The following is a 10,690-nucleotide window of genomic DNA, read 5'->3' as shown; positions in this document are numbered from 1 at the left end:
CGCAATATTTTATTGCGTGCTTTGCAAGCAACTGCCTTTACCGTGACCCATGATTCTATCGTGCTTTCTGACAAGTCAGAATTGACGGATGCCGTAGTTAATCTAGTTTAATCGCTTTGATTAGCTTAAAAGTTGCACAAACCCCTTAGTAGTCATACTAAGACCACCTTAAAACAGTGACTAAACACCGAAGATGATATATGGTTTTGAACTGCTCAGGCAACAGATTTACTCTGGTTTTGGTCAGCTTCTGCCGCAATTGTATAGCTTTGGCTAGGTTTTACAGAACCGCCGATAGGTTAGCGGCTCCCATAAACCTTACTCAGCTTTCAATCACAAAGGTCTGTTTTTTGTATACTCTAGGTAACTGAATTCGTTACGACTGTCGAACGATCAATTAAATCAACTTATTAGGAGAGATAATGACCCAAATCATAGTGGGTGAAAATGAAGCTATCGAGTCAGCTTTACGTCGGTTTAAGCGAGAAGTGTCTAAAGCAGGTATTTTTCCAGATATGAGGAAGCATCGTCACTTTGAAACCCCTCTGGAAAAACGCAAGCGCAAAGAAATTGCCAAACACAGGCAAAGTAAGAGACGTTTCCGCAATTAACCTCTTTTGCCGAGTTTCCCATCCGCCTATAGCATGGGAATAGATAGCCAGTCCTACCCAGCAAAGGGTGGGACAATATTCTTTTCCATCAAAGCCCCCAGAGACTATCTGAGGGCTTTGCTTATGAGCTTTCCGGTGTCAGGTAACGGGTAAACCACTCACTCGCCAACTGTGCTACTGCTGCCAATGTCCCCGGTTCTTCAAACAAATGGGAGGCTCTGGGAATAATTTCTAACTGCTTTTGTGTACGTAATTGTTCCAGTGCATCCTGATTCATCTCGATCACTGGCCTATCGTATCCACCAACAATCAGCAGTGTTGGTGCTTGGACATCAGGTAACGCCGAACCGGCTAAATCAGGTCTCCCGCCGCGAGAAACTACAGCTTTCACAGACTCAGGGCGTTTGGCCGCAGCTACCAGAGCCGCACCGCCCCCTGTACTCGCTCCAAAGTAACCTATTTGCAGGTGATGAGTTTCTGGGTACTTTCCTAGCCAGTCTGTGGTATCCACTAATCGCGATGCCAATAATTCAATATCAAAGCGCAAATGTCTGGTTATCAGGTCAATTTTTTCCTCTTCATGAGTTAGTAAGTCAATTAGGAGCGTTCCTAGTCCAGCCTGTTGTAAAACCCCAGCAACATATCGATTACGGGGACTATGGCGACTGCTACCACTACCATGAGCAAATACTACTATACCTGTGGCTCCATCAGGAATCACCAAATTCCCCTCTAAGTTTACTTCACCTGCCGCCACTGATACTAAATGTTGGTTCTGTGTAAATGTGTTATCCACTGACAAACCTCCTTTGATGGTTTGTTGCCTATTTATATTTGATATTTTTTTGGTATTTTATACTTCTGCTATGAGGCAGTTTGTCAAAATCAACCCCTAGTCCATAAAGCGGTAAAATAAAAGTAGACCAGGACATAAATCTTATGATTCTCTTATGCAGAATTCTACATCTGGAAATGATGGGGATTTGATCAGGCAAGTTGCGACTTTGAGCGCCATTATTGCCGGTTTTGTCGTCAACGTAGTATCTAATATTTATCCGCTCCGGGGATTGACTATAGGACAAATTTCTAATACTTTCTTCGCTAATGTCCTGATTATCCCCGCTAACTATGCTTTTGCTATTTGGGGACTGATTTATCTAGGTTTATTCACTTTCGGAATTTATCAATTTCTCCCCAACCACAGGTATGATGACGATTTACGCAAAAGCGGGTACTTGTTGGTGATTGCCTCTGCGGCTCAAATTATCTGGGTATATCTTTTCCTCTCCCAACTCTTTACCCTGTCTGCGATCGCCATACTCTTAATTCTCATACCACTCATTGCTATCTATTTGCGCCTAGGCATTGGCAAAAAATCTGTTTCTCAAATCAAGAGGTGGTGTGTTCACTTCCCTATCAGTATTTATCTGGGCTGGATTAGTGTAGCAACTATTGTTAATGTAGCCTCTGCTTTGTATTTTCACCGTTGGCAAGGCTGGGGGATTTCCCCTGAAATATGGACTGCTATTATGTTATTAGTGGCTTTTACTGTTGCCGCCCTCATTCTCACCCAACACCGAGACTTTGCCTATACAGGAGTCACAGTTTGGGCATTGGTGGCGATCGCAATCAAGCAGTGGCAAAATTCTTTACTGAGAAACCTGGCACTAGTTTTCGCCATCGTCTTAGTGGCAATAATCACAATTAACAGTGTAAAACCTCAACGTCCACGCACATAAATGGAACAATCCAGTACTCATCCCCGAGATTGGTCATGGCACTTCTGGCCCGCTGTACCTCTATATCCCTACGGTAAACGGCGGACAATTTGCTCAGAAATACTTAAAGATACTATCTGGACATTCGATCAGCTTCAAGGCATTCTCTACACTGTTGTGCCGATTCGGATGACCGTGGTTAAACTAGCACAGGGTGGGCTTCTGGTTTACGCCCCAGTGGCTCCCACTCCTGAATGTGTCCGCCTCGTTAACAACTTAGTCACACAACACGGCCATGTTAAATACATTATTCTCCCCACTAGCTCCGGTCTAGAACATAAGGTTTTTGTCGGTCCTTTTGCTCGCCGCTTCCCCCAAGCACAGGTTTTTGTTGCTCCCCATCAATGGAGTTTCCCCATCAATTTACCCCTAAGTTGGCTGGGTTTTCCCCCACAACGCACTCAGGTACTCCCAGAAGATAGTAGTCACAGTCCTTTTGCTGATGAGTTCGATTATCAGGTACTAGATATCAACTTGGGACGCGGTTCATTTGTAGAAGTGGCATTTTTTCACAAGCGATCGCACACCCTACTTCTCACTGACTCCATACTGTCCATACCCGAAGAACCACCCCCAATCACCCAATTAGACCCTTACCCCTTACTATTCCATGCTCGGGATCATGCAGGGGAAACCATCACAGATCATCCAGAAAATCGCCGCAAGGGATGGCAACGTATTTCACTATTTGCAGTCTACTTTAGTCCTCATTCCTTAGCAACCACTGGATTAGGGGAAATGTTACGGGATGCTTTCCAAGCACCAGACCATTCACCAAAAGCTTACTTTGGTTTATTTCCCTTTCGGTGGCGAGAAGATTGGCAAAAGTCTTTCTATACCCTCCAAGGTAATGGACGACCCTTTGTAGCCCCCATCCTCCAAGTTCTCATTTTACCCCAAGCACCTCAACAAGTCCTAACGTGGGCTGAACAAGTAGCAACCTGGGATTTTCGCCAGATTATTGCTTGTCATTTTGACTCCCCTATTAAAGCCTGTCCCCATCAATTCCGCCAAGCATTCGATTTTCTCCACAAGCAACCCCCTTTCAGCGAAGATTCTGGAAACCTAAACCAGCACCTCTCCCCCGAAGATATGCAATTCATCAGGGAAATTGAGGCCACTCTCCTCAAGCAAGGTATTGCAAAGCCACCTCAAGAGAAAATATAGGACTCGTATTTGAGTTGAGAAATTATCAGTGAGGAAAGGGAATAGGGAACAGGGAACAGGGAACAGGGAATTGGTGTGTACTTCATGAGCCTGAAAAAGGCTTTATTAACTGCCTGTGAGGGATTTAATATTTGCGTTAAATCTAGCATTTTGCAAAGCTTCCACTGTACTCTGAGAATCTTGAACGCAATATTGCCAACCAAAGCGAACCAATTCCCGAGCAGTTTCTGATTGTATAATTCCCACCACCGGAATTTTTGCCCTTTCTTTGTCCCCTGTATGTTCTTGTAAAATCGTCCTTAAATTATGCATGGTTTGGATGTCACTTACTTGTTGCGGATTCAGTTCCACCATCACCATTTGCACTTGCTCAACTTTTTCTACATCTTCAACAATCAGTTGATTTTGATCATCTCGCCGATCTACTTTACCCCAGACAATTAACCTCGCATCAACTTCCAGTTGCTCACTGATGCGTTCATAGGTTTTGGCAAAAACCACCGCTTCCGATTGTCCAGTTAAATCCTCTATTTGTAAAATTGCCATCTGGTCGCCTTTCTTAGTCATCACTTTTTTGACATTGTTCAGCATCACCACGGCACAAACTTTTGTATCTTTTGTTTGTTCTTTAAATTGTGAAAGGTTAATCGGAGTCAGCAGCGATGCTGCTGGCTTTAAGGACTTTAAGGGATGATCTGATACATAAAAACCCAGTAATTCCTTTTCCATGCGTAACTTCTCCTGGGGCATAAAATCAGCCACAGGTTCAGCTTTAGGAACTGTTTCAAAACTATTGTTCCCTGTTTGCTTACTAGTACTATTACTAGTACCTAAGTAATCAAAAAGATTACCCTGACCTATAGCCCTATCTTTGGCGCGGGATTGCGCCCAATCATAAACTAGTTCTAAATCACGGATTAATTGGTGACGATTTGATTCAATTTTATCAAAAGCTCCACACTGGATCAAAGATTCCACAGTCCGCCGGTTAATAGCACGCAAATCCACGCGATCGCAAAAATCCCCCAGAGACTGAAAATCACCCCCCTCATTTCTCGCTGACAAAATACAGGCGATCGCATTTTGTCCCACATTCCGCACCGCTGTAAATCCAAATAATAAAATCTTTCCATCTATCGGTGTAAAATCCAGACCAGAACGATTAATATCCGGGGCATCTATTGTAATCCCCATATTAGCGCAGTTATTAATATACTTCTGCACCTTATCCGTATCGCCACTGTTCGCCGTCAACAGTGCCGCCATATACTCCAACGGATAATTAGCCTTTAAATACGCAGTTTGATAAGTTACATATCCATAGGCGGTGGAATGAGACTTATTGAAACAATTAGAGGCTATGAGACCATTTTTAATCACAAAATTATGGTCACCCTCAACCCCAATATCATAAACATTTTCTCCACCTACAAATTTACGTCCAGTGATTTTGACCATTTTTACCCACCCATCATCTATACCCAGTTTAAGGTGTTGGTGCTTTTGAAGTTTAACACTACTTGATCTTTGAGCGGTTTTCTGTAGCTGCTTCTAGGGGCGATCGCATTTCATCAACTGCTATATAAATCCTAGACAAGTCTAGACATTTAGAGATGGGAAAGAGGGAGCAAGGGAGAGGGGAAGCAGGGTAGAGGCGAGTTTATTATAATAAAGCTGTGACTGGCATTTAAAATTTTTTAGAATGAAAGTGTTAATTACTCAATTAACTATGCCAGCGAAAGATTTATACCATGATAGAGTAAAAAACGCATTAATAAAAGACGGTTGGACTATTACGGATGATCCATACTTTATTAAATATGAGGACGCTGAACTCTTCGCTGATTTAGCAGCAGAAAAACCTCTGGCCGCAGAACGCCAAGGACAAAAGATTGTTGTAGAAATTAAGAGTTTTGTGGGCAAGTCGCTAATGTACGATTTTCATAGTGCTTTAGGTCAATACATTGTCTATCGTAAACTTATTCAACTTACTGAACCAGAATATAAACTATATCTAGCCGTTGATGATGTCGTTTATGGAGAGTTTTTTCAACGAAAATCTGTACAGGTAGTAAGTAATGAAAATAACGTTTTGTTAATAGTTGTAGATATGGAAAAGGAGGTAATAAAACAATGGATAAGCTAGAAAAATACCGTGAGGCGATTCAGAAAATATTGACTGAATATTATCAAATGACCAAGAATCAAGATAGAGAAAATCGAGAAATTGAAGCAAGTGATCGCTTGGCTTTTGACGAAGCAAGAGACCAATATCTTTGGTTTCGGTTTGGCTGGGATGATAAAAAGTTAGTCCAGCATATCATCATGTATCTGTGCATTAAAAATGGCAAAATTTGGGTAGAAGAAGACGCAACAAATTTATGTGTTGTTGACGACTTATTATCAGCCGGAATACCCCAAAGTGATATTGTTTTAGGCTTTCATCATCCCAATAAACGGGGTTTGACAGAATTTGCTACCGCATGAGGAGCATGGGGGACTCAAATCTTGCACGACTCCGTATAAACCCAGATAATCTAAAAATATGCGCGTTGGCAACTTTGGAGGAAGTGAAGGAACAGGATTATTCTTTAAATCCTGGGCGGTATGTGGGGGTGGTGATAGAGGAAGATGGGAAAACGCAAGAGGAGTTTATTGAGGAGATTTTAGAGTTAAATCAAGAGGTGCATTTGTTAGAGGGGATTATTGCCCATAATATAGCAATCCTAAATGATTCATGAACAATTTCTGTTCCCTGTTCCCTGTTCCCTGTTCCCTTTCCTCAGTGATAATTTCTCAAGTCAAATAGGATGACTATATTAAAGAGATTGCGGGGGATAATTACCTTATCATTAAGTAAAGAGTAAAGGAATAAATCTATGAATACTCGTGAAGTTGTGGTTAATAAGTTACAACAATTACCAGATCCTCTGGTATCGAGGGTAGATGAGTTTATTGATTTCTTGATTGCACAACAGCAAAATCAAGCAGTTAATGTTCAATCTTCAGAATCTTTAACGGATAGGTGGAAGCGGTGGTTTGAAAAGGTTGATCAATTATCTATATTAAATCATGAACCGCAGAATGAGTATCAACAACGTTTGCTGGAAAAATAATGAAGTATTAATAAAGTAAATAATATTCTCAAACAAACACGCGATCGCCTCCTAACTCGTCTCATCTCTGGTAAACTTTCAGTAGAATACTTAGACATTCAATTCCCACCCAGCATGAGAGAAAAATTAGAATAAACATATATTAGGACTTGGAGTTTTCTCAAATGAGCGTCATAATTCCCAATGATATCCTTAGAGCTTCAATCATGACTGAAGACGAACTCAAATTAGAAATTGCCATTTTGCTTTACCAACAAGGTAAAATTAGCAGTGGTAAAGTCCGAGCATGGACAGGAATCACAGTCCTAGAATTTCAGCATCAACTAGCAAAACGAGGTTTACACATTAACTATGATGTTGAAGATTTTCAATCTGATATCAAGACACTGCAATCAATGGGTTTACTGTGATTATAGCTTCCCTCACTGTCTAAAGCCTGGCTTCCGTACTCAGATGAAATGCGCTGTAATTAACGCCTTCGCCAAATCTTGATGGTGCTATCCTCACTCCCAGAGGCTAAGGTGCGACCATCCGGGCTGAAGGCTACTGACCAAACCCCATATGAATGTCCGGTGAGGGTGGCGATTGACCCTTGGGTGGCGACATCCCACAGTTTGATAGTTTCATCATCACTCCCAGAAGCTAAGGTGCGACCATCCGGGCTGAAGGCTACTGAACGAACCCAATTTGAATGTCCGGTGAGGGTGGCGATTGACCCTTGGGTTGCTACATCCCACAGTTTGATGGTTTCATCCCTACTCCCAGAAGCTAAGGTGCGACCATCCGGGCTGAAGGCTACTGAACGAACCGACCCTGAATGTCCGGTGAGAGTAGCGATTGACCCTTGGGTTGCTACATCCCACAGTTTTATGGTGCCATCATCACTCCCAGAAGCTAAGGTGCGACCATCCGGGCTGAAGGCTACTGACAAAACCCCATATGAATGTCGGGTGAGAGTGGCGATTTCCTCTTGGGTTGCTACATCCCACAGTTGGATGGTTCGCCAACTCGCAGAAGCTAAGGTGCGACCATCCGGGCTGAAGGCTACTGAACAAACCGACCCTGAATGTCCAGTGAGGGTATATTCTAACTCCCATGATGTTAGTGATTTTTCTGCTTGATAAGCGTTTGCTTCTGATACATCTTCATAACCATTATCCTCTTCATAACCATGATCCTGTTCATCACCTTTATCATCTTTGACATCGGCTGATTCATCTGTGGTTGAAGCTTGGAGAAGTAAGTTAACCCCACCATCATCAAGTGTTGGTGCTAATTTGACATCTTCAGATAAAGGTAAAGCTTTTATATTGTGCCAATCATCTCTTTCTAGTATTGGTTTCAAATATTTTACAATAAAATATTTGTGCTTTTCATATTTATAAAACCAAAAAGCAGGTAGATGTCCTTTGGGTGATTGATCAAGTTCAAAAACTAATTCATCATAGTCTTTCCAACTAAACTCACCAATACCTAAAGATGCTTCTCCACGCCAACCTAATGCTTCTCCAAACTTACCAATTTTTTTATTGATATCAGATTGGTGAAAAATATCTCTTTGGACTTGGAAACCAAACTTACCTTGACTGTAATGATACCATAACTGATCAATTTTATTGATATCTTTGGCAAATATCTTGCTAGTGTCGTCTTTAATCTCTCTATTTAATAACTCTGAAATTATATATTCTGTTTCTGCATCTGCTTCTCTCCATTTTTTTTCTGCTAGTAGACACTTTAAATCTTCATAGTTAATTTCAGGGAAAGCATTGGAAATTTCTAGTCTTAATTTTTCTTTGACAGTTGCTTCTGATACATCATTGGGGAAGTAATCATCTCTTTCTCGACGCAATTTATTAAGTAAATCATCTGGAGGAATGAGACTAAATTTAGATTCATGTTTATATTCATAATAGAAACAAGCCGCATGACCTAGACCATAAATCATTAAGGCTTTACTGCCCACTTTTAGGAGTTTATTAATGTAACCCAACTTTAACCAATCTATTCCTATATCTATTAGTTTTTCTCCTAAGAAAATAAAGCCAAATATAAATAAAGCTTCTTGTTTTCTTTCAGGAGCATCTATATTAAATCCATAAATCTCTGCGATTTGACAAACCATCTCTGCCCCTAATTTGGCTATTTTTGGCAGATCAATCCCCTCTGCTCCTAATCCATCTAAAATATTATTAACCGTTGCTACCACATCTCCAATTAATTCTAATCCTGCTGCTTGTAAGGATTTATGAATAATTAGTCTCTGTGCTATTTCACGGGGAGTTTTATGTCGGACTCTTGTGGTTAATCTTGTAACTGATTTACTAGCTGCGCCGAAATTAATATCACAAATAGATTCAGCAATCCATTTTGTTAAATCTTCCCAAGCATCATTATTTGCTGCTTTTTTTAGCTTAGATAATTCAGTATTTTGATCTACTGTTATACGCAGATAGTTAATATTTTTTTCTGTAATTCTTTTTCTTTCTTCCGATGACAAAACTGGTGGTTTTTCATCATCCTGTTCATCACCATTATCCTCTTCATCATGATCGTCAACTATAATTTTTTGCTGAATTTGTTGTTGCTCAATTTTATGTATAATCTTCTTATCTATAATCTTGACGCTTCTTTTGCTACTTCGTTTAGGTTGTATTATCCAATCATCTTGTTCGTTGTTTAATTTAACAATTAAACAACGAACAAATTCTTGTTTAGCTTCTAATCCTTTGATGATTTCAGAAACTTCTTTACTATCAGCTAGATATTGTATTTGAATATATATACCAGCTACTTTGCGACTCGATTTGAGAAAATTGGTCTTAATCAGAATTCCCTGACCTTTTTTAACAATAGGATAAGCTAGAAGTCTTTTACCCAATTTATTGGATTTAATTTCTGTTCCACCATGCTCTGCAATGAGATGAGAAGATTCTTGAATAACCTGTTCAACTTCTTGTTCTGAAAGAGCAGAGCTTATAATACAAACCATCCCATAATATCTATTCATGTCTTTTCTGATATCCCTATCTGTAAAAGTAACAACTAATAAATTTTCAGGCTTTACGCTTTTGTGAGTAATTAAGTAAACAATACGCTCAACAAGAGTAAAGGTTTTACCAGAACCAGGCGCGGAAATAATAAGTAAAGGTCTTTCGGTGGTCTGGATTGCGTTTAACTGCTGAGGACTAGCTTGACTAGTAAAACTTTGACTAATGGGCTTAATCCCAATTACCAGTTGCTACCAGTCTTGTTAATTCAATCATGTATTTGTTTCTCCACTGACACTGCAATAACCCTGTAAGGGTAAATTGTTCACCAAATATCCCCAGTCATGCTGTAAATGCTTAGTAGTATCTCAAAATACCTCAGCCAAGAGTACACAGATTAAGTAGTATTGACGATAGGCTGTACTAAACTCTCCTCTTATCTTTGTTTCTCTCCACAACAAAAATTGTGCGATCACCATGAGATTACAGGAAAAGCGCAGTTTTTATGAGAAAAATAACTTTTTCAAGCATTTTAAATAGGTGAAATTTATAATACCACACTCGACTGAGATTTAATAAATAAATGTGTCATTTATTTATTAAATCTCAGTAATACTATTTATGTAATTTTGTCATCTACCTAAAGATAGATTTTTGGGAATATAAAACTATTTCGCCGGTACTGGGTTGAATATTTATGATATCTGGGTAAATTTCCTGTGTGTTACGCGATCGCCTTTAACAGCAGCGCTTGGCGATCGTCCTTTGGAAATAGTTTGACGAGGTTTAACCCCACCCCCAACCCCTCCCCTGACAAAGGGATGGGCGTATATGGAATGGCGATCGCCTTTAACAGCAGCGATCGCGCTATCGCATCCCGTCAAGATAATCAAATACATGATCTTCGGTGTCACACAGATCCCCGACTTCTCACATAATCAGAGATAATCTAGGATAATTTAGCTAGAAGTCCGGGAACTGACTCATGAGATCGACAAAGGCTATAACTTCGTCAGCAGTTTCAGATC

12 protein-coding genes and 1 pseudogene are annotated in these 10,690 nt (G+C 40.3%); 8 read left to right on the top strand and 5 right to left on the bottom strand.

What is annotated here, in order from left to right; all coding sequences use genetic code 11:
- Positions 1–422 precede the first annotated feature (422 nt).
- A complete protein-coding gene (gene rpsU / locus PN457_RS09620; protein ID WP_017803988.1) occupies positions 423–611 on the top strand; it encodes a 30S ribosomal protein S21 in 189 nt (62 codons plus the stop codon).
- A 121-nt stretch (positions 612–732) separates the two neighbouring features.
- On the opposite strand, the gene PN457_RS09615 is transcribed toward rpsU, so the two are convergent.
- Entirely contained in the window at positions 733–1,407 is a 675-nt protein-coding gene (locus tag PN457_RS09615) for a dienelactone hydrolase family protein (protein ID WP_271732962.1), read from the bottom strand.
- A 154-nt stretch (positions 1,408–1,561) separates the two neighbouring features.
- Between PN457_RS09615 and PN457_RS09610 the strand changes: the two genes are divergently transcribed.
- Both PN457_RS09610 and PN457_RS09605 read left to right on the top strand, forming a co-directional pair.
- Positions 1,562–2,350, top strand: coding sequence for a tryptophan-rich sensory protein (locus tag PN457_RS09610; protein ID WP_271732961.1), 789 nt, complete (start codon positions 1,562–1,564; stop codon positions 2,348–2,350).
- On the top strand, positions 2,351–3,556 hold the full coding sequence (locus tag PN457_RS09605; RefSeq protein ID WP_271732959.1) for a DUF4336 domain-containing protein: 1,206 nt from the start codon (positions 2,351–2,353) through the stop codon (positions 3,554–3,556).
- A 105-nt stretch (positions 3,557–3,661) separates the two neighbouring features.
- Here PN457_RS09605 and PN457_RS09600 read toward each other — a convergent pair whose 3' ends face one another.
- The gene (locus PN457_RS09600; protein ID WP_271732957.1) at positions 3,662–5,014 is read right to left on the bottom strand and encodes a helix-hairpin-helix domain-containing protein; all 1,353 of its coding nucleotides are present in this window, start codon (positions 5,012–5,014) and stop codon (positions 3,662–3,664) included.
- A 271-nt stretch (positions 5,015–5,285) separates the two neighbouring features.
- On the opposite strand from PN457_RS09600, the gene PN457_RS09595 reads away from it, so the two are divergent.
- From PN457_RS09595 to PN457_RS09575, 5 genes are all read left to right on the top strand, one after another.
- Entirely contained in the window at positions 5,286–5,702 is a 417-nt protein-coding gene (locus tag PN457_RS09595) for a XisH family protein (RefSeq protein ID WP_271732955.1), read from the top strand.
- Positions 5,690–6,043: a XisI protein gene (locus PN457_RS09590; protein WP_271732953.1), complete on the top strand. Its 354-nt coding sequence runs from the start codon at positions 5,690–5,692 to the stop codon at positions 6,041–6,043. The genes PN457_RS09595 and PN457_RS09590 overlap by 13 nt, the downstream gene beginning before the upstream one ends.
- Before the next feature lie 65 nt (positions 6,044–6,108).
- Positions 6,109–6,297, top strand: a complete 189-nt coding sequence (locus PN457_RS09585; RefSeq protein WP_271732952.1) for a hypothetical protein — start codon at positions 6,109–6,111, stop codon at positions 6,295–6,297.
- Positions 6,298–6,435: 138 nt separating this feature from the next.
- A complete protein-coding gene (locus PN457_RS09580; RefSeq protein ID WP_271732950.1) occupies positions 6,436–6,672 on the top strand; it encodes a hypothetical protein in 237 nt (78 codons plus the stop codon).
- 164 nt (positions 6,673–6,836) lie between these two features.
- Positions 6,837–7,082 carry a UPF0175 family protein gene (locus PN457_RS09575; protein WP_271732949.1) on the top strand — a complete coding sequence of 82 codons (246 nt, stop codon included), beginning with the start codon at positions 6,837–6,839 and terminating at the stop codon, positions 7,080–7,082.
- Between the two features lie 59 nt (positions 7,083–7,141).
- Here PN457_RS09575 and PN457_RS09570 read toward each other — a convergent pair whose 3' ends face one another.
- The 3 genes and pseudogenes from PN457_RS09570 to PN457_RS09565 form a co-directional block, all read right to left on the bottom strand.
- The gene (locus tag PN457_RS09570) at positions 7,142–9,682 is read right to left on the bottom strand and encodes a 30S ribosomal protein S6 (protein ID WP_271732947.1); all 2,541 of its coding nucleotides are present in this window, start codon (positions 9,680–9,682) and stop codon (positions 7,142–7,144) included.
- Positions 9,683–9,709: 27 nt separating this feature from the next.
- Positions 9,710–9,889: pseudogene (locus tag PN457_RS18405) on the bottom strand (UvrD-helicase domain-containing protein); the annotation flags it as partial.
- Positions 9,890–10,357: 468 nt separating this feature from the next.
- On the bottom strand, positions 10,358–10,576 hold the full coding sequence (locus tag PN457_RS09565; protein WP_271732945.1) for a hypothetical protein: 219 nt from the start codon (positions 10,574–10,576) through the stop codon (positions 10,358–10,360).
- Between the last annotated feature and the right edge of the window lie 114 nt (positions 10,577–10,690).

It is taken from the genome of Anabaenopsis arnoldii, from assembly GCF_028331025.1.
GTDB lineage: Bacteria > Cyanobacteriota > Cyanobacteriia > Cyanobacteriales > Nostocaceae > Anabaenopsis > Anabaenopsis arnoldii.
Note: the sequence above shows the minus strand (reverse complement) of the source record. Positions and strands in the feature narration are given on the sequence as shown.